Source organism: Opitutia bacterium ISCC 52, from assembly GCA_014529675.2.
In the GTDB taxonomy this organism is placed as follows: Bacteria; Verrucomicrobiota; Verrucomicrobiia; order Opitutales; family UBA2995; genus UBA2995.
In genome coordinates this window covers 911,941-935,098 of record CP076040.1, presented here as the reverse complement: position 1 = coordinate 935,098, position 23,158 = coordinate 911,941, and the positions used below count along the sequence as shown (strand labels likewise).

At 49.1% G+C, this 23,158-nt stretch carries 21 protein-coding genes; 4 read left to right on the top strand and 17 right to left on the bottom strand.

Annotated elements, in window-relative coordinates; genetic code table 11:
• Positions 1–352 precede the first annotated feature (352 nt).
• Positions 353–1,267, top strand: a complete 915-nt coding sequence (gene csiD / locus GA003_04055) for a carbon starvation induced protein CsiD (protein QXD29158.1) — start codon at positions 353–355, stop codon at positions 1,265–1,267.
• Between the two features lie 271 nt (positions 1,268–1,538).
• On the opposite strand, the gene GA003_04050 is transcribed toward csiD, so the two are convergent.
• From GA003_04050 to GA003_04020, 7 genes are all read right to left on the bottom strand, one after another.
• The gene (locus GA003_04050; GenBank protein ID QXD30497.1) at positions 1,539–2,039 is read right to left on the bottom strand and encodes a hypothetical protein; all 501 of its coding nucleotides are present in this window, start codon (positions 2,037–2,039) and stop codon (positions 1,539–1,541) included.
• Positions 1,991–2,806, bottom strand: a complete 816-nt coding sequence (locus GA003_04045; GenBank protein ID QXD29157.1) for a hypothetical protein — start codon at positions 2,804–2,806, stop codon at positions 1,991–1,993. The genes GA003_04050 and GA003_04045 overlap by 49 nt, the downstream gene beginning before the upstream one ends.
• Positions 2,807–3,024: 218 nt before the next feature.
• On the bottom strand, positions 3,025–4,341 hold the full coding sequence (locus GA003_04040) for a Gfo/Idh/MocA family oxidoreductase (GenBank protein QXD29156.1): 1,317 nt from the start codon (positions 4,339–4,341) through the stop codon (positions 3,025–3,027).
• Positions 4,342–4,395: 54 nt separating this feature from the next.
• Complete coding sequence (locus tag GA003_04035) at positions 4,396–4,965, bottom strand: hypothetical protein (GenBank protein QXD29155.1); 570 nt, start codon at positions 4,963–4,965, stop codon at positions 4,396–4,398.
• Between the two features lie 42 nt (positions 4,966–5,007).
• Positions 5,008–5,283, bottom strand: a complete 276-nt coding sequence (locus tag GA003_04030) for a hypothetical protein (protein ID QXD29154.1) — start codon at positions 5,281–5,283, stop codon at positions 5,008–5,010.
• Between the two features lie 69 nt (positions 5,284–5,352).
• Positions 5,353–5,616 carry a hypothetical protein gene (locus tag GA003_04025; GenBank protein QXD29153.1) on the bottom strand — a complete coding sequence of 88 codons (264 nt, stop codon included), beginning with the start codon at positions 5,614–5,616 and terminating at the stop codon, positions 5,353–5,355.
• Positions 5,617–5,708: 92 nt separating this feature from the next.
• Positions 5,709–6,059 carry a tetratricopeptide repeat protein gene (locus GA003_04020; GenBank protein ID QXD29152.1) on the bottom strand — a complete coding sequence of 117 codons (351 nt, stop codon included), beginning with the start codon at positions 6,057–6,059 and terminating at the stop codon, positions 5,709–5,711.
• 227 nt (positions 6,060–6,286) lie between these two features.
• On the opposite strand from GA003_04020, the gene GA003_04015 reads away from it, so the two are divergent.
• The 3 genes from GA003_04015 to GA003_04005 all read left to right on the top strand — a co-directional run bounded on the left by GA003_04015 (position 6,287) and on the right by GA003_04005 (position 9,788).
• A complete protein-coding gene (locus GA003_04015) occupies positions 6,287–6,718 on the top strand; it encodes a hypothetical protein (protein QXD29151.1) in 432 nt (143 codons plus the stop codon).
• 377 nt (positions 6,719–7,095) lie between these two features.
• A complete protein-coding gene (locus tag GA003_04010) occupies positions 7,096–8,325 on the top strand; it encodes a PQQ-binding-like beta-propeller repeat protein (GenBank protein ID QXD29150.1) in 1,230 nt (409 codons plus the stop codon).
• Between the two features lie 122 nt (positions 8,326–8,447).
• Complete coding sequence (locus GA003_04005; protein QXD29149.1) at positions 8,448–9,788, top strand: phosphotriesterase; 1,341 nt, start codon at positions 8,448–8,450, stop codon at positions 9,786–9,788.
• Positions 9,789–9,791: 3 nt separating this feature from the next.
• Here the strand turns inward: GA003_04005 and GA003_04000 are convergent, their stop codons facing one another.
• From GA003_04000 to GA003_03955, 10 genes are all read right to left on the bottom strand, one after another.
• Positions 9,792–10,511, bottom strand: a complete 720-nt coding sequence (locus tag GA003_04000) for an NnrS family protein (GenBank protein QXD29148.1) — start codon at positions 10,509–10,511, stop codon at positions 9,792–9,794.
• A complete protein-coding gene (locus tag GA003_03995; protein QXD29147.1) occupies positions 10,487–10,912 on the bottom strand; it encodes an NnrS family protein in 426 nt (141 codons plus the stop codon). Before GA003_03995 ends, GA003_04000 begins: the two co-directional genes overlap by 25 nt.
• 189 nt (positions 10,913–11,101) lie before the next feature.
• Complete coding sequence (locus GA003_03990) at positions 11,102–12,265, bottom strand: zinc-binding dehydrogenase (protein QXD29146.1); 1,164 nt, start codon at positions 12,263–12,265, stop codon at positions 11,102–11,104.
• A gap of 59 nt (positions 12,266–12,324) precedes the next feature.
• Positions 12,325–13,452, bottom strand: a complete 1,128-nt coding sequence (locus tag GA003_03985) for a hypothetical protein (GenBank protein ID QXD29145.1) — start codon at positions 13,450–13,452, stop codon at positions 12,325–12,327.
• A 190-nt stretch (positions 13,453–13,642) separates the two neighbouring features.
• Entirely contained in the window at positions 13,643–14,863 is a 1,221-nt protein-coding gene (locus GA003_03980; protein QXD29144.1) for a VCBS repeat-containing protein, read from the bottom strand.
• Between the two features lie 351 nt (positions 14,864–15,214).
• On the bottom strand, positions 15,215–16,621 hold the full coding sequence (locus GA003_03975) for a sulfatase-like hydrolase/transferase (GenBank protein ID QXD29143.1): 1,407 nt from the start codon (positions 16,619–16,621) through the stop codon (positions 15,215–15,217).
• A 124-nt stretch (positions 16,622–16,745) separates the two neighbouring features.
• Positions 16,746–18,299, bottom strand: a complete 1,554-nt coding sequence (locus tag GA003_03970) for a sulfatase-like hydrolase/transferase (GenBank protein ID QXD29142.1) — start codon at positions 18,297–18,299, stop codon at positions 16,746–16,748.
• A gap of 3 nt (positions 18,300–18,302) precedes the next feature.
• The gene (locus tag GA003_03965; GenBank protein QXD29141.1) at positions 18,303–19,796 is read right to left on the bottom strand and encodes a tripartite tricarboxylate transporter permease; all 1,494 of its coding nucleotides are present in this window, start codon (positions 19,794–19,796) and stop codon (positions 18,303–18,305) included.
• Positions 19,797–19,809: 13 nt separating this feature from the next.
• Positions 19,810–21,141, bottom strand: coding sequence for a tripartite tricarboxylate transporter substrate binding protein (locus GA003_03960; protein QXD29140.1), 1,332 nt, complete (start codon positions 21,139–21,141; stop codon positions 19,810–19,812).
• A 346-nt stretch (positions 21,142–21,487) separates the two neighbouring features.
• Positions 21,488–22,651, bottom strand: a complete 1,164-nt coding sequence (locus GA003_03955) for a hypothetical protein (GenBank protein QXD29139.1) — start codon at positions 22,649–22,651, stop codon at positions 21,488–21,490.
• Positions 22,652–23,158 lie beyond the last annotated feature (507 nt).

The following is a 23,158-nucleotide window of genomic DNA, read 5'->3' as shown; positions in this document are numbered from 1 at the left end:
CACCTCCTACAATCAAATTTACATCCTCCGTTTTAACGTCTTCTTTGTTTACGCCGCTCTTGCTGAGCCTCCTGCCGAGTAAATACCTGGGCACCATTTGAAAAAATAAAGTGCTTCGTTGCTTTAACTCCGGGGTAAGAAGAACCAATGACTTCGATATAGTGCAACTTGGTCCACTCGTTGGCTTTTAAATCGGGAAGTTCATTCAGGAAGAATTGAGATTTACCATCTTTCGGAGTGGAAGCGAGCAGACACTCCCTCGAGAATAATCCAGTTTTCGGGCCTCATCCGGGCGAAGACCGAACAAAGAAATTATTGAACAATTTCAACGAGCCTCAGTAACATTGCAATCATGGAGACCTGTGAATCAAACATGCAGTGCACGATCATTCCGCATCCGATGCATCATCGCATGTTTCAAATAACTTTGGATGAGAATGCAGTGGAACGATTTCTCGACGCGACAAGCGACCTTAGCGAGGAAAGCCTCTCCTACATACCCTATCTGAGATCGTTTGCCGCCGATTGTTTACAGGATGCCGTTGGCACCGCTTTCGCTCAACGGATCCACGACATCATCCATGATCGTGAAACGGGCGCCTTTACCTTAAAGATGACACGGCCGCTTGAATCGATACACCAACAGGTCGCTCTTGGAACTGCTATTTCCCATCTCATCGGACTGCCGAACTTCGATGACATGACAAATAATTTCTACGCCTGCTTCACCGTTAAGGACACCGATGAAAGTGACTCTTATCTACGGCAAGCTTACCGAACATTCACCCTGCATACCGACGGCACCTACGTAAAGGAACCCACCGACTGGATACTCATGATGAAGATGGATGAGCAGTATGCCGAAGGCGGTGATTCGCGATTGCTGCACCTGGATGACTGGAATGAGCTCGATCGCTTTCTACAGGACCCGGTGGCTTCGGTCCCTATCTCCTACAAATCTCCTCCCAGTAAGAACTACCCCATCACCGTCAAGAAACCTATTTTCTACGAACGAGAGGGAAAGCCCTGCGTGTGCTTCATCGACCAATTTGTTTACCCTGACACGCTTCAACAAGGTCGCTTTCTGAAAGACCTTTGTGATTCAATGGAGACCTCTTCGTCAGTAGTGTCACTTCCCTTACCCACCGATCAGTTAGTCGTTCTCAATAATCACTTCTGGCTGCATGGTCGCGCACCGTTCGAAAAACACCCAGGCCTACACCGGGTTATGATGCGCCAGCGGGGTTATTTTCGGGGGGAAGGTTAGTAGGCTTCTCAAAGGTAGGGCCAAGGCGATAGAACACCTTCGCAAGGCCGTCAAAACTGTTACCCATGTCTCCGAACACTTGTTACCTTTGTCACAGGTCTGTACACGCCGAGGGCGCCGTTCAGAACTGTACGCAGACGGCCCGGCGGTCCGTCCCTGCCCTATTAAACAAAAATCCAAACTTCGACCGCGTTTCCACGGTCGCTACTCGGCATGTCTGTCAATTCCACCAGAGCAAACTGTTAGCTAAGTGGAGGAGGAAGAAACAAACTCAATCCCACCAATCCTCGCCATCGACCAGGTATTTACCTTTGATAAGTTCCTCGTTGAGTTCGATACCAAATCCGGGGCGATCGCTGAGCTGGATGTGTCCATTTTTGGTCATGGGTTTGTCGTAACCCAGTACGTCCGGATCACCGTTGACCCCTTCACCACGTTGATTCTTCTCTGACCGGAGAAATACTTCGTGGTCGAGAAACTTCCGCACCGACGCAGCAAAGTTAGCCGAGCAAATGGTTGCGATCGGTCCTGCCACATTGTGGGTGGCGACAGGGATAAAGTAGGTCTCGGCCAGGTCGGCAATCTTCTTGGCTTCCAACAATCCACCCGACATGGCCACATCGATTTCGATCATGTGCACTCCACCGTGCACGATAAAGGGACGGAAGTCGGCTCGACCATATAAATTTTCACCACACAGAATGGGTGTTGGGGATTGCTCGGTCAGCCGCACCCATTGCTCATTGAATTCAATGGGTAACGGATCTTCCATCCACCATGCCCGAATAGGCTCAACGGCACGTGCCAGCCGCAGGGCGGAATCAAAATCAAATTCCCAATGACAATGAACAGCGATATCAAAGTCGCGACCCACCGCTCACGCACATTGGCGTAGCCTTCCTCATTCTCGTCCAGCTCCCTGTTGGAGATGCGACGATTATCTAACTGGTTCCATCTTTGATCGCGGGTGATACCTATCTTACCGGCTGTCCACCCACCGGAGTGCATCCGATCAGCATATTCCGCGCAGTCATCCTTGTTCAATTTATCCCTGGGGCCACCGGAAACATAGGCTCGAACCTGATCTACGTGCGAACCACCACCGAGTAATTTATGAACGGGTTGCCCTGTGACCTTTCCGATAATATCCCACATGGCGAATTCGACGCCAGTAATCGCATGCGTAGCCACCCCGTGGTTTCCTCCGTAGTAGGACGTTCGTGTCGACATTTTGAATACAAGCCGCTCGAGATCGAATGGATCCTGCCCTAGGAGAATCGGTTTACAGACATTCAGCACGATATCCTTAGCGCCCAAGACATTTTTGTCGTGGTGACATTCACCATAACCCACAATCCCTGCATCGGTCTCAATTTTCACCAAGGGACTGACCCGGAAGTTCAGCATGGTCAGGACACATTTCACATCTGTGATTTTCACCGATTTAGCCTCCTTGGCCGCCAGTGATGTAAAGTGAGGTAATACGGCGGCCGTCGGAACAGTGTAGGCAAGATTGCGAAGAAAGGTACGTCTATTCATGGGATTGATATTCGGGGTAATTCTTGGAGGTAAGCAGTTTAAACGCATTTGCGAAAATCCGTCAACAGCCTAAGCTCAGGGACAAGGCCCACAGTGTTGTCACTGTGGCGGCTACCCAGTTAGTAGCGACGCTGGTGACAGCGTCGACCGTTGTTTTAGAATTTCCACAGTCTTACGACCGTGGCTACATTTTATAATGGTGGAAAACCGACTTTCGCCTAGGCGCGTTTCCAGTCGTCGTGAAACTTCACAGTCAGCTTCGAGTTCGCCTCCTTGTCATTCTTGAAGCGCTCTTTTTTGGGATCCCATGTGAGGCCTCGTCCCAAATCAGCGGCGATGACTCCCATATGCAGGGTCGTGCTGAGTTGGTGCAAGGTTTCTGCTGGGTAGGTGGGGTCTTCTCCCGAACGAATACAGGCCAGAAAATTCGGATGTTCCCGAGCGGGTAACGGAACGTGTTTGTTTAATTTTTCGGGATACCTCTTCCGAAGTAAGTTCTCGTCGCTGGCACCAAACTGGCCGCGCCAGCCGGTTACCGATACCCAACCTTTAGATCCATAAAATCTCACGTAGACGTTGGCGGCCAATCCTTCTTCTTTGGAAACATTGTGCAGCTGCATAGTAATGCCATTCGAATAACGATAATGAAGATCGTAATTAGCAGGGATATTCGATTGCGCCTTTTCCGGGGAGGGCACCGCGGATCCTTTTACTTCTATAGCACATTTGTGCGGGTCATTGGCTGCAAACTGTGCGGTGTCTACCAGGTGAGCGCCCCAATCCGTTATGATACCCGTGGAGTAGTCGCGGATGTAACGCCAGTGCATAGGCTCCGTCCGTGTAGCCGTATATGGATGATAAGGTGCGGGTCCGAGCCATAGCTTCCAGTTGAGATCATCCGGAATAGCCTCCTCTTCCTCATAAGGATGAATGGCTCCCTCAGGAACGCCCACATCCATGTGATGCAAATCTCCGATGGCACCATTCCTAACCCACTCCACCATTCGGTGATAATGAATGAGGGACCGGTCTTCCAAGCCCGTGGAAAACATCTTCCCGCTCTTTTTCACCGCATCGGCAAGCACTCGACCTTCCCCGATCGAGTAGGTAGGCTTTTCGCAAAAGACATGCTTACCAGCCTCAAGAGCCATGAGCGACATAGTGGTGTGCCAATGGTCGGGCGTAGAGATGACAACCGCATCAATCTTCGGATCGTCAATGATTTCCCGAAAGTCCTGGACCGCCTTGCAGTCTTCGTTCCCATACTGCTTATCCACCAGTTTTTTGGCGGACTCGGCACGACTCATGTAGGCATCGCAAACGGTCATGCATACGCAATCGTCTTCTGCGAGAAACGAGTTTAAGTTAAGGTCTACCCCTTGCCAACCCACGCCAATAAAACCCAAAGTAATTTTATTAGAAGGTGCATCACTCCCTAAAAGTCCAGACGGCAATACTATCGGAGCCACCCCGGCCGCTAAGATACCTTTGAGAAATGAACGACGATTGGAAGTAACTGAGGTTTGGGTATTCATGGGAAGAAGAAAGGACGTTTATATCAACCGAATCTTCCTCTTCTCAATACAAAACTAAATATTCTGAATACACTCGCAACTGGTTGTAGTCGCCGCATCCGCATCTGACCAACAATTCTGATAGTCGAGCAGGGCTTGTTTGGCTTCGGCAGTCTTACCTTGCGCTTCGAGTGCTCGGCTCAACCCGAAGAGCGACCATCCATTGCCCTTCCACTTCTTCAGATCTTTTCGGTAAGTGGCTTCGGCTTTGGCAAATTGGCCCGCCTTCATGTAAACAGCTCCCAGGGTATGACGGGATGGCTGAAGGTACTGTGGAGGCTCACCATAAGATAAGGTATCTTCTACTGAAGCAGCCTTCTCAAGCCACTCGCTCGCGCCTTCCCAGTCTTCTTTCTGCAAAGCGATTTCTCCAGCAATAAAGTGTTCGCTCACATCTAGAACTTTGCGTGCCATATCGCGACCGAAGGGACTGTCTTCAGGTAAAGCTGATTTGGCTTTTAAAAACTCCGCTTGTTCATTTTCGGCACCCACAAAATCTTTTTGGGCGGCACAGGCAATCGCCCGGTGAGCGCGCCACTGTGCGGTGGTAATTTTCAGAAAGGCAGGAGGTGCCGGCTCAGCCAATATATCATCCCAACGACCAAAGCGTTTTTGAACATCGTAGACCTAGCTCATCCAGCGATCGACAAAGGGAGCGACTCCTTCGAGTACTTCCGGTGGAATAATCGTCCACATTTTTCGGGCCGCGTTCATGGCATCAGCTTCACGCCCCACCATCATGGCTGAAAAGGCCAACATATGCGCGTTGTGCACCATATACATATTCTGAATGGTTTGCTCAGGTGACAACACGCGATAGTGATCGTCCTGTTTTAAAGCCTTGTCGTTCTGAACCACCGACCGATCCCAATGCCCTGTCTGAACATAAATATGAGAAGGCATATGTAACATGTGTCCTGCCCCTGGCATCAAGTTCCTCAGATGATCGGCTGCAGCGAGTGCCCGTGCCGGCTACGAGCCAGGTTCCACGGCATGCACATACAAATGAAAAACACCCGGATGCCCGGGGTCCATTTCCATCACTCGTTCAAGAACGGATAAAATCTTTGGTGTGTCCCCGATTGATTCTCGGTTGATATCATATAGCTTCCAGGGCCTTTGAATCATCAAGGATTCAGCATACATAGCACCCACATCAGAGTTGTCGGGATAATCAGCCCACACTTCAGCCATAGCATCGGCGTAAGCTTGTTCCAAATGTGTTCTCTCCGCCAAGGATCGGCGTAACGGTGCGACAAAGCCTCAATCAAATCCCGCTCCAGACTTGATGCACCGTCCATTCTAGCCATCGCTTCCTGAAGGGCACCTCAGGCATTTTTTGAACGCTCGTCATCCATCACGGGGGCATTGTAATTTGGACCTTCACTCAAAGAGATCCCCCACCAGGCCATAGAGCATTCCGGATCCAGCTGGGCAGCCCGAGCAAAGGATCGGATCGCCTCATCGTGATTAAATGCATGCATCCAGGCTAGCCCCTGGTTAAAATAATCCTGCGCTTCCGCGGAATGGGTGGTGATCGCCATGGTGTGGGAGCCCATGCCTTCAAACAGTTGAGCTTTCGGGGCATCGGTTTTCAGGTGATCCGTATCAGCAGAACACCAGTGATGGTAGGCAAAGAGAGATATTAAGAAGAGAAGCGTCGTTTTATTTAAATGCATTTGAGTAATGGGATGGGAGAAGCAGGAATACTCTCTCTTTAAAGGGCATCGCTGTAAACCATTAAAAAAAATCAAACCTACATCACATCACCCGTACCCATATTTCGGACACAGCAATGTAACACAAAGCGATTTCAAATAAATGTAACCACATCATCCTGAAGGCAGTTCTCATTACATACCGCAAATAACAAAACCTAATACCAACATATCGGAGGAAAAACAACATGAAGACTACCATAGTCCTACTCATTTTAACCGCAGGGATATCATCCCTGGCAGCTCAAGATCGTGAACGTCCAGAACGCCCACAGCGTCCCGATCCCGCTCAAATATTCGCACAAGCCGACACCAACGAAGATGGCTTCCTAGACCTTAAAGAAATCACAGCATTTCGCGACAACATGCCCGGCCGTGGCAGAGGTGGACGAGGAGGTCCCCCAGCAGCCAACGCGGACAACGATGCACCTGCTCCACAAGCAGGTGAAGGGCAACGCGGACGAGGAGGAAGAGGGATGCCAACGGCCGAAGATATGCTCGAACAAATGGACAAGAACGAGGACGGAAAAATAGCACCCGATGAATTCACAATGGGCAACCGTCGCGGACGAGGGGGTCCTGGAGGTGGCGAAGGACGTCGTGCAAGAACCCCAAAATAATTTCATATAGTCAGAGTAAAACACGCACGCGGATAGTAGTTGATCCGCGTGACGGAAGAGAGAAATTGAGTCAGTCTCGTGGGGAGACTTACTCGATTTGTCTTAAGAGATAAACACCAACCAATGGAGAAACAATCGGTGTTAAATGTTGGAAATATCCGGCCGATAGCAGCAGCGAACTTGTTCGCGACCTGAACCTCAACAGACTTACAGATCGCAAATCACCGAGGCTTTAGCAGACAGCGAAGAGAACAACCATTTGCTCCTACAGTTTGAATTAGGACCTCTGCTTTTAAAACACACTAAGGCTTGTTTGAGAGCAGATAGACCTCTAGCTTATATCCCCTACCCGCCAATTAGCTAGTCACATCTATCTTATGAAACAGATCTTCCTTCCCCTAATATTTTTGTTATCCTTCTCCTTCCTGGCAGCAAAACAAAGCTCCAACCGTTTTCGTGGGCCCGACGGAGCAGGCATCTACTCCGCACCCGAACTTCCAGCTAGTTGGTCCGAGGATGATTATAAGTGGACGATCGAGCTCCCAGGAGACGGTCACTCATCGCCCATCATTTGGGATGACCAGCTCTACGTGACCAGTAGCGATGGAGGGCAGCCTGACTCATTACTCTTATGCCTCAATAAAGAAACCGGCAAAGAGCTCTGGTCATTACAGTTTGAAGCATCCGATAGAAAGCTGCACCAATTCAATACCTTTGCGTCAGCCACTCCAGCGGTGGACGAACACCATGTCTACATCGCCTGGAGTGATGCCGATCGTTTCCAAATCGCTGCGGTCAACCACGATGGGAAAGGCGCATGGCAACGCGACTTGGGCAAACACAATACTCAACATGGCGGAGGTATCTCACCCATCGTATTCGAGAATATGGTACTGATAGGAAATGATTGTCGCGGCCCCAGCGCATTGCATGCACTCGACCGCATGACTGGCGAAACGATCTGGTCGGTCGACCGGCCTTGGGACCCAAAAGGTAAGACCTCCTACAGCACTCCCCTCCTCTACACTGGGTATGATGGAGAAACACAAGTCATTTTCAACTCTGCATCCAGCGGCATGACGGCGCTGGATCCCAGAACCGGGAAACTGTTATGGCAAGTGCCAGACTTGTTTCCGCAAAGAACCATTAGTTCACCCATGCTTGCAGGAGGTTTAATCTTCGCCAGTTGTGGTGCTGGAAATGCTGCTCACTCATTCGTTGCAGTTCGACCCCCTTCAGGTCCGAATCAAGAAGCGGAGGTGGCATACAAAATTCGCAAATCCGCACCCTACGTCCCCACACCTGTGGCAAAAGGGGATCAACTTTTCCTAGTCAGCGACGGTGGCATAGCCACCTGTATCGATGCCCCCACCGGAAATGAGATCTGGAAAGGAAATCTTCGCGACACGTTTTTCAGCTCCCCCATCCAGATTGACGATCGCATTCTCGCAGTCTCGCGCAGGGCAGATGTAGTAACCTTCAAGGTGGATGATTCTTTTGAGATCCTCGGACGCACGCTGATCAATCAACCAACCCACGCAACACCGATCGTGGATAATGAGCGGCTCTATCTCAGAACAGTTTCGCATCTGTATTGCTTGGAATAGAAGTCGCGATTATACCGGGGCCCTGCCAAGTACGAAGCGAAAAACAATTGCTCCTGCAAAAACCACTATTGAAACTGTAGGAGCAATTTTAATCGCGGCCCGATTCGTTAAGCTACCCTGACATGAAGAAGATTATATACCATACTCTAAGCACCTCGCTGCTATTTTGTTCCTATCTCACTGCCGGAACGGTCATGACTGTTCGAGGTCCGATCGACTCCTCTGAACTCGGGCGAACCTTGGAACATGAACATATTCTGGTAGACTTTATCGGAGCCGAGGAAACCGGCTATCACCGTTGGGACAGAAATGAAGTCAGTGAGAAAGTCCTGCCATATTTGGAAGAAGCAAAAGCATTAGGCTTCCAATCGATCGTGGAATGCACACCGGCATTTCTCGGTAGAGATCCTCGTTTGCTCAAATCGCTGTCGAAAAAAACGGGACTTCATATTGTCACTAACACCGGCTATTACGGAGCTCGTGAGAACCAATTCATACCGACGGACGTTCAAAAACTATCTGCAGATGAACTAGCGGCGCGGTGGATCAATGAATTTGAAAACGGCATCGAAGATACCGGCATCAAGCCCGGGTTTATAAAAATAGGAGTCGACCGTGGAGATACCCTGTCCCCCATGCATGAAAAGCTGGTTCGTGCTGCTTGCCGCACACACTTGAAAACAGGTTTAACGATTGCCTGTCATACAGGGCCGACCCAAGCGATTTTCCAGATGGTTGAGATCCTGCAAGAGGAAGGCGTATCGCCAGAAGCTTTGATTTGGGTACACGCAACGCAAGCAGATCAGGAAAGCCAACTAAAGGCGGCCAAGCTTGGCCTTTGGGTCTCCATCGACAACGTCAACCCTACTCCCGAGCGCATCGACTTCGTGTCCAGAGCATTGGTCCGTCTGAAAAATGCTGGGCTACAGAATCGAGTTTTACTCTCCCATGACGCTGGATGGTATCGACCCGGTGAAGAAGACGGGGGTAAGTTTCGTGATTACACTGCCCTATCGAAATATCTTGTTCCTCAGATATTGAGGATGGGATTCAACACGACCTACGCTGACCAATTTTTAATCGACAATCCACAAAGAGCTTTTGAATTGGGAGTACATTCCGCAGCAGACCACACCAGTGCTTTTATTGGTTCCGGATTACAGGTTAATAAGGTAACTAGCGACTCAGTCACCATCCGAACTCAGATCACAAAGTATTCCGAAGATCACAAATCAGCAAAGCTGGGCGTCCCCGGCCAAGTCCGCCTGTCCCATCAAAGCGAGATCGGCCATATGGGCATGACGGATTGGGTTACCGTATCAGCCGGCAACGACTTCACTCATGATTTTTCGATTAGTGGTCTAAGAAAGAATACGGAGTATACATTTACCGCCGAAGCGAGACGAGACTCCACAGCACCTGTCACCGACACACTCTCTGCATCTATCAAAACAGAGCGTTAGTCCTTATTCTTCGTCATCAGCGATGAATACGTCTGGCAGAATCTTGAACGCCCAAATACCGGCGGCGACAATCCAAATGACAGCGGCGTAGATATGGTGTGTGAGCATGACCTGAGGGAACACATCCGCACTGATTCGAGTGGCCAGGGATAAAACGATCAGTCCCATAGCAATGGTCAAAGGACGGATCTTGGTTTTCAGTCGATGCGTTTGCCCACTGTGTCCCAAGACCACTCGGGTCGCCACCGTCATGGTCAATAGACCGAACCCACCCATGAGGACGATATGGTTCACGCTCTTGGCGTATTGAGGGAAAAGAGACTGACAAAGCATGCCAGTCATCAGGAGCAGAAGAGCCGTCCCAAGACACACCCCCAACGTTCCATGATTTTTTAAACTACGGAAAAAGGGAACTTCACGACCAAAGTATATCGCGGCTCCCAGTAAGCGAAGTAGTGGTCCAAGTTGAATCTTTCCCATCGCTTCTACCACGAATCCAGCCTTGACCAGCAATCCGCAGACACCGGCAAGCAGCGCTTTCTGGATCCACCCTGGGGGCAACGACCGCGATTCATCAAAGTCATGCAGATTAGGCAGTCCAAAAAAACGCGGAAAAAGAAAAGCCCCAATTCCTAGAATAGGAAACAAGAGAAACCCTTGAAACAGAAGGAGGTTGGCTAATTGATACCAGAAAGCGTCTAATAGAATGAAGGGGGAAACCAAAAGTACGACGTACCCACTACGGCGGAAAGCCACCCTAACAAGACCAACAGGAACCCAGGAGGAGGAACATCCTTCCTCGCCAAGAAACGTGGCAGCATAATAGTCGGGAAGCTCAGGAGAAGCAGAAGAAACATACCGTCGCCCACCTCAGAGTAGCCCAAGACATGACTTACACCAAGCACACAGAGTAGCACGATGATGCAGCATACTTCAGCAGCGCGCAATTTCGGAGCATCCAACATCCTCGGCATAGCCGTTCCCAGAAACCCAAATACAAAAGCCCCAAAGAACCCTTGAATCATGAGGTGAGCATGGTGAGGCACTGGATAAGGTAAGCCAAACCCACCAGAGTAGTATAAAGGCCAGAGGGCTATGCCTAGCATCCCGAGAAGAATGCCCAAGGGAAACAATATGCGATAGGGTTCACCCCAGGTGAGAGAAAGCCATTCTCAGGCGCTTAAAGAGGACTGAACATCACTGCTAGTATTCATTCGTAGGTATCGATGTATGGCTACGCGACCGCAGCATCAGTCGAAACAATAACACAGTTCAAAAACACTTCCTTGATCTAGGTCAGGTATGCAGAGCCATTAAACCGTCATCAACCCCTTCATGTAGTCCTGATCACGCATATGCCCCAACGTATCCAGAACGCCCTCTACATCACAATGATGAGTGAACAATTTCGTGAAGGGAATCTTCTGGTGACGCTTTAGCAAATGAAAGGCCTTATCAAAAGCCCCAGGATGATTGGCACTCATTCCAAGGATACGCGCATGCTTCAAGCAAATATGTTTGGTAGGATCGATAGTTACCTCGCTGCCCTGGTTTACCATGTTGCCCGTTTCGACCAAGGTGCCCAGTCGACGAATCATTTCCAGACCCTCCACAAAAGCACTGGTAACATTGGCGCATTGAATCACCACATCGGCTCCACCACCGGTGATGTCTTTTACGCGCTGGATTCGATCAGTAGCATCCATTTCGTGAATATCGATCACTTCATCTACTTCGGCCACTTCTCTGGATAGACGCAGGCGTGTTTCGCGCGCACCGATCATAATGATTTTTTCGACACCCATCATACGACAGACTAGAGCCGTCAACACACCTACGGGGCCAGCTCCCATGACCACCACCTGCGAACTGGTGTTGAAAGCTTCCTCATGAACACCGGGAGCAGTTTGAGCCAGCTCGACCGAACGAACGGCCACGGCCAACGGATCTAACAACCCTGCAACTTCACTCGGCATGTCATCGGGTAACTTCCACACATAGGTATCGGGAAAAACATACACATACTCAGCGAAACCGCCTTTGAAGTACGGAGCCTCATCGACTCTGGAGCTGATGATCTCATCTCCTTCAAGGCCAAGTTTTGGGAAGGGAATTCCGTATACGAATGAATCATTGGTCACGGTACAGGTGCCGGGACCATGTTTGAGACAGCCCTCAGATCGCGGATTCATGATCCAAGGATAAAGGGCTATTCGATCTCCTACTTCCAATGGCCCTCCGTAAACATTGAGCGTCTCATTAGCTCGAACCCCCATTTCGACAATCTTGCCACAGATCTCGTGACACATGATCGCCGGATAAGGCGGGTCACCTTCGATCAAATGACCATCGGTGCCACAAACGCCGGATGCTTCGGTTCTTATGAGCAAGCCATCCTCTTGCACATCTGGGATTGGGATAGATCTAGTTTCTATTAAATACTTGGCGAGCCAAACGGCAGCTTTTCCGGTCTCCATATCGGATTTATATTCCTGATACCGAACCCGAAGGGCAAGGGATAAGGACTTTGGTAGCTCTAAAAGCTGCGACTGAAGTCAATACGGTATCGGGTACTCTTTCGTGTTCCCAGGATCTCTTGCGCCGGGGAGATACGGCCCGTGATCCGCCACTTGTGGGTCATGGAGTAATCAGCCCGAAAATCGTGAACGATGACATTACTTTTTAACAGCCAACCAAAACTGGTCGTGGCATAGGAGGACATAGCAGCCAGTCCTTCCACTCTCGCAAAAACATAACGAAATCGCCAGTCGCCCTGTTTCTTATTTTCCCCGAGATTAAAGGCGAATGCATAACCGGTGGTTTCATTCCTAAAAGTACGAGTAAACGCATTGGGATCATCCGCCGAATGGGTTTCAAAGTTCTCAAAAAGATCCAACCCAAAGTAGGCAGGACGATCGAGTAGCTGGCCGGAGAGTTTTGCCGAGAAGACGCCAAACAGTTGATCTCTGGCATCCTGCCCAAGCGGAAGATAGCGAGCACCTTCTTCCCCCTGCCGATCGTAAAGCGACAAAGCCCATTGCCAGTTCCAGTCATTGCCCTTCTGACTCCAAAGCACCTGTGCTGCATGCATCCAGACATGGAAGTGCTCCAACCCATCGGGCATATGAAAAGATCCTAGAGAGAGCCGGACAGGTTGGGAACCAAGATTCAGTCCTGAGCTCATCGAAGCGCCTAAAGGAGTAATATCTTCATCCCACAGTTTTTCGGTATTCATCCAAAAAGGCATATTGGCACGCCCCATTGTGATTTGAGTATCTTCTCCCGTATACCTCAGGAAATACTGGTCAGCAAATGCACCTCGTTGGCCATATGAAAAATCCTCCCAGGTATAGTAGGTCATATCAACTACACGGGAGTCCCGTTTGTCCCCCACTCTGCCACGAACTATAAAATCCCAATGTTCGTCAGGTGTGTATTTCAAACCGGCATAGTTGCCGATGCGAGCCCGGGTACGATGGCCCCGAAGTGGATTGCTATCATCATCCTGTTCAAAGCGCAGACGAACACGGCCGAAGAGATTCCATTTCAACTCGTCGTCCAAGGGAATATCGGCCACAAGGGTCACTCCCGGAATAAAGAGAACGGATAGGAGAATCAGGATAAGCAGGAAAAGGCGCATGCAAGTCAGCAATCTAAGCAGCATTCAAGAATCCGGTTTCTTTGCGGGCCAGAATAAAATGCCGCAGTTATGCACAGAGCAAATCGGGATACCTTTCCCTCAAGATAAACTTGTAGGAGCTGCTTTAGCTGCGAATCGTTGCTCCGTGAGGTTCGTAGCTAAAGCAGCTCCTACATCGAAAACACCGATACTAGAAAACTTAGCTGCTGAGCTTTTACCGACCCTCGTTAAATAGAATGTGTGTTCCAAATTTGCCTGCGAGAGCGATATCGAGGTCGCCATCACCATCCAGGTCATGAGTTCGAATCTGCAAACCGATGCCCACAGTACCCGAGTCATCAATCGTGTGACGTTCAAACTTCAAATCAGACTTATTCCATTCGTAGTAATACACGACAGAAGGCTCGGTGCCACCATCGTCCTTGCCATTGTGAGCAAATATTCGTTTTCCCGTAATGAGCTCGTCCTCTCCGTCTCCATCAATGTCAGCCCAATGAAGCGCATGCGGCTGAGAGAAAGATTCATCGATGATGTGTTCCTTCCATTGCGGCTCTCCCTGGTCATCTACTCCTTGTCCTTCCCACCAATAAAGTCCGTAAGAATGCCCCTTCCCCCAGATGACGTCGTTGATACCGTCTCCGTTCATGTCACGAACCAGGCAAGGCACGGATGCATGCCAGTTTTCTCCTCCATGAGGATGCCAGATCCATTTCTGAGCTAAAGGATCTCCTTCAGGACGTTCATACCAGCCCATACCAACCATGATGTCTTCACGGCCGTCCCCGTTGATATCTCCAAAAGCCATACCATGCCCATTGCCAGAATCACCGATCAGATGCTTCTTCAATGTCGGAACCCATTTCTTTTCGGTGACCGTTTTCTTACCTTTGATCACCTGCACCTCTCGCTCCTCAGTTGAAAAAGACCAGACGGCCATAGCGCTTTTCACATTCCAACTATTGGTGACCCATTCAGGGATACCGTCGCCATTAAAATCGTGCATCATGGAAGCTTCGTTTTGGCTCAGACCGGTATCCGTTAAAAAGTGTTTGATAAACTGATGCCCCAGTTGAAGTCGATCAGGCCCTGGATTCTCGTACCAGTGCACTTCTGTGGGAAGAAAAGATCCCGCCACGATATCCATAAGACCGTCCTGGTTTACATCGTAAGCGAAGTCTCCATTGGATTGCACGTAACCGTTCCAATCGTCGAATCCACGAACTGGCTGCGCTATGTAGTCGGGAGCTGGATACCAATTTCGACCTGCAGAAACATCCGGTAAACCATCGCCATTAAAATCGGCAATCGCAATGCCTTCATTCGCGTCGACGGTGAGCTTCTTAACACGCCACTTAATTTCACCGGATGAATCGCTGCCTCCTGAGCAAGCCGAAAATACTATGGGAAGAAGGAGCAGAAGAACTGAATGTTTCATAGGATAAAATTAGAGGTGTAAGGAAAAGGAGTGAAAATCTATTTTTTGTTGAGTGCAATGTTTGGTTTCGCCTCACCCTCTAAACCCACAGCACACAAGGTAGGAATAAGCAAAAGAAGGAGAGCAGAAAAATGAAAACGCATGAATTTTATAGGGCAGATATGAGAAGAGTAGGAATACATGGGGAAAAGCAATCGTTTAGCCAGTGTGGAGAGTGATTAAAAACTCGCCAGCCTACTAGCTCAATGAATGAGTTGAAATATATGATTGCTAGCAACGACGTAACTTTTGAACAGAAGCAATCGAGAGCAAGTTCCCTTCTTATCGCTCGGACAGCCAATATACAAACCCTCACATCGGTGCGATTCGCTTGGACCCGACATCGGTGGTCAACAGGACATGCTGCTCAAAGCTCTCAAATATGAGTTTATTTTTCAGAGCTTCGTGCTCGGGACTGTTCCAGAGATTTTTGTGCTCCCAAGGATCATCTTCCAAATCATAGAGTTCGCCGACATTGAGTCCGTGATAAACGTTGATTTTGTATTGACCATGCCGGTACATAGTGGCCCAACTCCCGTTCCCTCCGCAGAAGTGAGCAGAGATGGCATCGAAATACTCACAACGTACCGAATCGCGGATATGCTCCCCACTCTTCTCGCCTTCGAGGATGGAACGAAGTGAGTTCCCCTGGAAATACTCCGGTATGTCCAATCCTGCAAAATCAAGAATCGTTGCTGACAGGTCGAGCAACTCAACCAATCCATCGGCTTTAAGGTTCTCTTTAATCACTCCGGGCCAACTAAATATTAGAGGCACACGAACCAGTCCTTCATAAAACCGGCAGCCCTTGAGAATGAGTCCGTGATCCCCCAGCGCTTCTCCGTGATCACTGGAAAAAACGATAAGGGTGTTCTCCTTCTGTCCGCTGTCTTCGAGAGCCTTTAATAAGCGAGCAAATTGATCATCAACCTGCGCAATCATTGCATAGTAAAGCGCTTGTTCTTTTTTGGCATCAAACTCTTCCCGGCTTCGATAAACCTTCGATGCTTTCTGAAAATCGACTTCGTTTAAATAGGCATGCGTCTCCCGATCCGACTCCTCATGATGTGCACCTGGCATGTCGTCTGGATTGAACTGATCAGCATAGACCTTGGGCGGGACAAAAGGTGGATGAGGATCATAAACATTAACCGTGAGAAACCAGGGTTGATCTTCATTCTGATTAATAAATTCAATGGAACAATCCGTAGCCCAGGTGGTTTGATGGAATTCCGGCGGAACGTTCTCGGGGCTCTCTCGCAAGGCATCCAAATCGCCCCCTTTCTCCCTCACCCAATCGGCATAGTCGTGCCCTTCTTCCCAGTCGTCTCGTGGGGCGTGGCTGAATTTCCAGTAGCTATACCCATCGTCGAGACGAGGCTCCGTTCGCAGGCCTGAACTGGTCAGGTGAAATTTGCCTACGTTGCCGCAGGTATAACCGGAATCAGCCAGCATTTTTGAAATGAGTGGTGGTGCATCTTTGGGCCAGGTGTCGTTTCCATTACGGGTGTTGTGTACCCGGGTTGGATAAAGTCCCGTCATAAAGCTGGATCGACTGGGCGTGCAAATAGGGCTCTGGCAATAGGCGTGAGTAAAGGCCGTCCCCTCTCCCACAAGCTGATCCATACGGGAGGTTTTTACATAAGGATTTCCAAGCGCTCCGATCGTATCGAAACGTTGCTGATCCGTGCAGTAGAAAAGGATGTTAGGTCGCGTCATGATTATTAAAGAGCAAGGTTAATACGGCATCGCGAGGACGCGATTGCCCTACCCATTCAAGTTATTGAGGTAGGGCAACTGCGTCCCCGCAGTGCCGTATTTTTTGGATTTATCATTCGAATTGTTATAGCTCAGCTACTGAAGGCATATCATTCACGAACTTGGCATCGGTTCGCTTAAGTTCTTTGATCATAGCCTTCCGGTATTTCAACAAGACCTGCCGGTAACTTTTATCGAATGCCAAATTGTGCAACTCATCGGGATCACTAACCACATCGTATAGCTCCTCCATTTCCCCTTCGACCAAGGTTCGGATATATTTGTACCGTCCCTGGCTCAACATCACGTACCAGGGAACTCCTACGGTGGGTGGATGATAGAGAATCAAAGGCTCATCAAGTGTTGGAACTCGCTGGGTGTTTTCTCCAAATTGACGTGCGGTGTGTATCATCACTGCCGGATAGTTCCACTTCGCTTCAGGATCCAGCAGCAGAGGCGTTAAATCATGCCCGTGCATTTTCCAGGGCAGATCCAATCCCATGAGCGAGAACAACGTTACAGGAACATCCACTCCACTCACTTGGGTCTGAACGACGGTGCCACGACTCCGGTTCGCATTGGCGAGTTTAGGAGGCAGTCTAAAAATCAAAGGAGCTGAAATAGCGGCTCGGTACGGAGCCATCTTCCCCTTATAGCCATGCTGCCCCCAGGCAAATCCTTGATCAGAGGTAAATACCACGATGGTGTTTTCATCCTGCCCGGAATCCTTCAAAGATTGAAGCAATCGAGCGACCCCCTCATCAATCGCCAGAACACCTTGCTGGTATTGACGAATCCAATCTTTGAGCGGTCGGCCTGGTGTATCGACCATGCCCACGGGCGTCTCTCCTACTCTGGCCTTCTCAACCGGTATCCCACCAGGGCCTTTTTCCCACAATTCCCAGCGATTCACGTAAGCCGGCTTTCCAGGACGTGGAGGGTAGATGTCTTCAATGTCCGGTGTGTCAGCATCGGCATAGTCATCCAAATGACGGTCGGCCGGAGTAAAGGGCCCATGCACCGCTCCATAACATAACCACAGAAACCAGGGCTTAGATTCATCGCGATTCTTACCCTCGATAAACTCAACCGCCCAATCAGTATAATTATCGGTGGTATACCCCTCCACCATAACCGGAGGTTGCCCATCAATTTCAGTCAATTGATCGTAGTAGTAGTTGGGCGAGTTCTCTGGATAACGGGGACGGTTCCAAACAATTTGATGATCCCAATCCCTTCCATAGCCCGTATCTGTGCCCGTGTGCCATTTACCAATTTGAGCGGTGTAGTACCCTTCACTCCTCAATGCCTTCGGCCAATACTCACAAAGCTCTGGATCGTATTCACACCCCGGGTACTCTCCCTCCATGCGCATGGATTGAATGGCATGCTGATGCAGCCCGGTAAGGAAAGTCGCACGCGACGGCATACACCAGGAACCGATATAAGCATTGTTAAACTGAATCCCCTGACTGGCAAACTTATCTATATTTGGTGTATCGGTCCAATGATAAGCATCGGGGTAAGAACTGACCGTTCGCGTAGATTGATCATCAGTAAAAATGAACAATACATTCGGGCGCTCTTGAGCGAAGGAAGTACCGTAGACAATGAGCAACAGGACGATGATGTTTTTCATAAACTAGTTATGGGATTTGTTTTCAATTTTTGGTCGAAAACGTTTATACATGGGAACCAGTAAAAGTGAGACTGATATAATGACAAATACCAGCGAAACCGGTCTCGTGATCAATGGCAAATAACTACCATTGGATGCCATGAGCCCGGTCAGTAAATTTTCTTCGGCAACCGGAGCAAGGACGAAGCCAATAACGAAGGGTGCGAGCGGAACTTGAAGTCGCTCAAAGGCAAATCCAAGAAGTCCAAACAACAGCATCGTCCACACATCGAACATGCGGGTAGCCAGGGCAAAAGAACCAATGATGCAGAATACCAAAATAACGGGCATTAACAATCCACGTGGGATGGTTGCCAAGCGCGCCAGGTATTTGACGGCGAAGATCATGAAGAAAAACATGAAGACGTTGGCAACAAACAGAGTCCCCATAATCGTGTAGACCATGGTTGGGTTTTGCTGAAAGAGAAGTGGGCCCGGCTGAAGACCATGAACGAGCAGCGCTCCCAAGAGAATGGCATCAATGACACTCCCAGGGATACCCAACGAAATAAGGGGAATAAGCGCGCCCCCAATGCTTGCATTATTCGCAGATTCGGCGGCAACCACGGCCACCTCCGATCCTTTTCCAAACTTCTCCTTTTCTTCAGGATCGGCGAAGGACTTGGCAGCACTGTAAGCGGTCACTGAACCAATATTGGCACCAATGCCAGGAAGGATACCTATCCAGGTCCCGATCATCGAAGAGCGTATCATATTAACCGCCTGATTCTTCCAGTCCCGCAATTTGAAGAGCATGTCTCCTCGTTTCTTTACCGGGATGACTTCGATCTTTTCGTTGATTCTACTGATATCCGAAATGATCTGACTGATGGCGAACATACCAATTAAAACCGGCAGAAGCTTTAGCCCCCCATTCAATTCTTCAAATCCAAAGGTGAGCCTTAAGGCCCCGGTCGCCTTATCCACACCGGGAAGCGATGCAAAGACTCCACAGGCCGCCGAGAAAAAGGAACGGCTCATTGATTTGCCACCAACCGAAGCGATGAGCACCAGAGCCATCAGGACCAATGAAAAGAAATCGAAGGGACCCAGTTTGGTCGAGTAACGAGCGATAGGCGCGGACAAGGAAATGAGAAATACCCAAGAAACCAGTCCACCAACAAAGGAGGCGGTAATCCCCAAGCCGAGTGCCCGACCCGGCTTTCCACCCTTTGCCATGGGGTAACCATCCAACGTTGTCATGATGGAGGCCGGCGTACCTGGCATGCGGAGCAAAGTGGCTGTTATCAATCCACCACTCACAGCACCCACGTACATGGATATCAAAAGAATAAAGGCCGCCACGGGATCCATGCTGAAAGTGAGCGGTAAGGTAAGCGAAATCAGCATCGCCCCCGTCAACCCGGGTACGGCACCCACCGTAATCCCGAGGATAGTCCCACAAACGACTAAGAGTATTCCTTGAATGCTGAAGATGTATGCTATGGCTGATTCCATTCCACTCATAGAGTCAAGGTAGCGAAACCATAAAGATTTGAGTAAAGACCAGGTGCACTCCGAAGGACATGAGTAACGATAACTCCACTACAATAAGTAGTTTGTCTTTCTTAAAATCGACCAACACAAAACAGCCCATGAATACAAACAGCAGGGTTGCCCAGATAAACGACAACCATCCCATGGCCATCAAGAGCACATAACCAAACACCAAAAGCAGCGATTTCCAGACGAGGTCAAAACGCAAGTGCAGGTTTGTTTCCTGGGTGGCCAAGCTCTTTCGCGACCGCCTATGATTCATCAAAACACCAACACCGAACACGAGTATCGCTCCAAAGGTCCAAGCGACCACATTGGGAAGTATTACCCGCTCCACAATGGTCATATCGGCAAACGATTTCATACGGGTCTCGATCCGCTCCCGCAACTCATCCCCGACTATAATCTGTGGCAATATACTCAGCTCGGCTAATCGCTCGCGCACGTAGTCGGTCTTCATGGCTTGATCCAGGACGTTGGATAAATAATCCACAATCTCCGGATCTGTTCCTTTAGGGAACCACCAGTATTGAAGATTGCTGTTACTGACATTGAATCCTGACTCGATGGCGGTCGGGACTTCCGGAACTCCATTGTGCCTTGTGGGACCAAACACGGCAAGCGGTCTCAGCCCATTGGATTTAAAACGAATATATTCTGACACGGAAAAGAAGGAAGCATCGACGTGCCCCCCCATTAAGGATGCCAAGCGAGCAGCACCCCCTCCAGAAGAAACAAACCGGAACCGTGTATCGGGAGCAGAACTTTCGAGCATTAAGCCGGTAAAGTGCGTAGGCATACTCATGGTAACTCCGAGCTTGATCGTCTCTGGCTTCGCTTTCGCTTCTGCCATAAACTGCTCAATCGTTTGAAAAGGGGAATCCTCGGAAACTAAAATAACCTGGATTACTTCTCCCGTGGCTCCAACGGGCTCAAAGGCATCCGGTCCATGCGGGGATTGCCCGGTGACATACGCGGTGATTATAGCTTCGTGCAAACAAAGCATCGTGTAACCATCCGTTCGGGCGTCTTTCACATAACCGCTGCCGATGGTCGTGCCTCCACCCGGCTTGTTGACCACCACGAGTGGCTGAGGCATAAGATCGTTATCCTTGATGCCTTTCTGAATGATCCGAGCAAACGTGTCCGTGCCTCCGCCTGGGTCGTAGGGCACCACCACTTGAATGGGTTTATTGGGATAGCTTGATTGATCGTTCCCAGAACTGGAAAGACTCAGGTACATGAGGACTGCAATCAGTGTCAGAATGCAGGCATGAAGAATCAGTTTCAGAGAAGAAAGAGGCATAAAGGGCAAACCTTGAACCCATAATTAGAGTTAGCCCACTCAAGGGTGTCGAGAACATCCTAAAAAGTGCAGGGATTATCTAGCTGCATAAGATGAAAAAGTTAACCACTACCGAATGGAATTACACCCCAACAGTGGACACGAAGGCACACGAATAAATAACCCAGCAAGGAGCATTTTCAAGTCGACGGAAATTCGTGTCTATTCGTGTCCATTCATTCTAAATCCGTAAAAGAAAAGTTTCCATGTGCGGCTGCGTAAGGGGTTCAAGACCCAACAACCTATGAGCCGCTACCATACAATCGCGGCGTAAAGCCGCTCCTACAGAAAGTTCAACCTGCGTACGCTAGTCCACCAAGCTAGACAATCTGAGTGATATCTTGCTCTCGGTCGGTTGACCATTTTCCATAGCTGGAAAGAAACGCACTCCTTCCAACACCCCAACCAGCTTTTGAGTAATGGGATCATCTTCCGTGCTTAAATAATCTACGGTAGCTGAACCATCGGGGTGCACAATCAAGTCTGCCTTGATCCTGAGAATCTCCTTTTCGGAGATAAATGAGGTAATGCCAGTAGCGGGAAGCGAACGAAACAAGGACGGCTCACTTTGGCCACGCGTTTGTTTGTATTTACCCAATGAATACTGGAATGCCTCTTCACTAGATAACATGGTCAGGTCGGCAGACGAAGCATGAGGAATCTCCCCGTCTTGACTATACACATAAGCATCGATGCCTAACAAAGAGAAGCCTTGAGGCAGGTTTTTAAACACGACTTTCACTCGCCGTGTTTTCTCAGGCTTCAACTGACCCACCACTTGAATGACGGGGCGAGCATCAGGCTCCGCACCAGGAGAGTCAATACGAGCAATCAGCACTATATAGACACCTTTAAATCTCTCATCAACGTCTAATTCCAATACCACTCTTAGCGAATCAACGTAGGCTTGTGGATCGTGAAGCTTTCCTTCCAGATCATGACTCAACCCTTCATAGCCGTCCCCACGAGAAAGCGAATGGGTTCTGTTATCCAAATCCGATATTCTCGCGGTCCCTCCGCGCCCAAATGGATTATCCTCTCCAATCAGGTCACTTCGTTCTCCAAAAGAATGGCCTAAAGATCTGTCCTGCTCGCGATCAATTTCAGATAAAGCCGTGGAATAGGCGGAGAAATCAGAATTCATTTGGCTGTAGAAAAGCTCTGTTTCCACAATCTCCAGATTTACCCACTTATCCGTGAGTTTTCTGCGCAGTGCATAAGAGATACTACTTTTAGTGGGAAGGGAGTCATGACTTCCGTTCCGAGCAACCAGGATTTGCTTCTTAGTAAATCCTACGACCGGAAAAACTCCCTCTTCAGTGGAAACTTGAAGATCCATTCCTTCAAACAGAGCGTAAGGTGGACGTGTATCGGCGTCTTGGGTCTTAGCTGATAGTACCGAACCCGCGCAAAGCGAGGCTAGCAGAGCAACGACCCATTTGCGGATTGGATATTGATCCTGTGTAAGCATTCTCAACAAAGTTAGGCTTATCATTCGAGCGAATCAAGCTAGCGATCCTAAGATTCGACATGACTTTAGACTAGGGGAATACCCTATAGTTCCTGCTGTATTTTCTCTTCACCAGGAGGAAAAACGCACCAAATGATCAAAATCCTATCATTGTTCGAAGAGCGAACAATCGCCATTTTATATGACCTAACGAGCATAGAGGTCTCAAATATTTATCAAAAGATCCCGTATTTCATAAATAATTACCCCGGATTTTGCACCCATCCAAAAGAGGAAAAACTCCTTAATTAAAACCGTCTTTAATGTCCTTAAAACTAAACACAACAGTTGACAGAGTCGAATTAGAATCGGTAAAGATTGAGATTCTTACTATTAAACTAATCAACTACAAATCTAATACTAAAGCTACGAACTAACCGATTCAGACCTGAATGGATGAGTTTGTGACCCCGCTACCTTAGATAAGCCTGAAAGCTGATTTTTTATCTCGGCTGCATAATTACCCGG

Coding starts and splice junctions, on each gene's coding strand:
- csiD (QXD29158.1), top strand. CDS start 353: ATGGAGACCTGTGAATCAAACATGCAGTGCACGATCATTCCGCATCCG.
- GA003_04050 (QXD30497.1), bottom strand. CDS start 2,039: ATGGAAGATCCGTTACCCATTGAATTCAATGAGCAATGGGTGCGGCTG.
- GA003_04045 (QXD29157.1), bottom strand. CDS start 2,806: ATGAATAGACGTACCTTTCTTCGCAATCTTGCCTACACTGTTCCGACG.
- GA003_04040 (QXD29156.1), bottom strand. CDS start 4,341: ATGAATACCCAAACCTCAGTTACTTCCAATCGTCGTTCATTTCTCAAA.
- GA003_04030 (QXD29154.1), bottom strand. CDS start 5,283: ATGCCTTCTCATATTTATGTTCAGACAGGGCATTGGGATCGGTCGGTG.
- GA003_04020 (QXD29152.1), bottom strand. CDS start 6,059: ATGCATTTAAATAAAACGACGCTTCTCTTCTTAATATCTCTCTTTGCC.
- GA003_04015 (QXD29151.1), top strand. CDS start 6,287: ATGAAGACTACCATAGTCCTACTCATTTTAACCGCAGGGATATCATCC.
- GA003_04010 (QXD29150.1), top strand. CDS start 7,096: ATGAAACAGATCTTCCTTCCCCTAATATTTTTGTTATCCTTCTCCTTC.
- GA003_04005 (QXD29149.1), top strand. CDS start 8,448: ATGAAGAAGATTATATACCATACTCTAAGCACCTCGCTGCTATTTTGT.
- GA003_03990 (QXD29146.1), bottom strand. CDS start 12,265: ATGGAGACCGGAAAAGCTGCCGTTTGGCTCGCCAAGTATTTAATAGAA.
- GA003_03985 (QXD29145.1), bottom strand. CDS start 13,452: ATGCTGCTTAGATTGCTGACTTGCATGCGCCTTTTCCTGCTTATCCTG.
- GA003_03980 (QXD29144.1), bottom strand. CDS start 14,863: ATGAAACATTCAGTTCTTCTGCTCCTTCTTCCCATAGTATTTTCGGCT.
- GA003_03975 (QXD29143.1), bottom strand. CDS start 16,621: ATGACGCGACCTAACATCCTTTTCTACTGCACGGATCAGCAACGTTTC.
- GA003_03970 (QXD29142.1), bottom strand. CDS start 18,299: ATGAAAAACATCATCGTCCTGTTGCTCATTGTCTACGGTACTTCCTTC.
- GA003_03965 (QXD29141.1), bottom strand. CDS start 19,796: ATGGAATCAGCCATAGCATACATCTTCAGCATTCAAGGAATACTCTTA.
- GA003_03960 (QXD29140.1), bottom strand. CDS start 21,141: ATGCCTCTTTCTTCTCTGAAACTGATTCTTCATGCCTGCATTCTGACA.
- GA003_03955 (QXD29139.1), bottom strand. CDS start 22,651: ATGCTTACACAGGATCAATATCCAATCCGCAAATGGGTCGTTGCTCTG.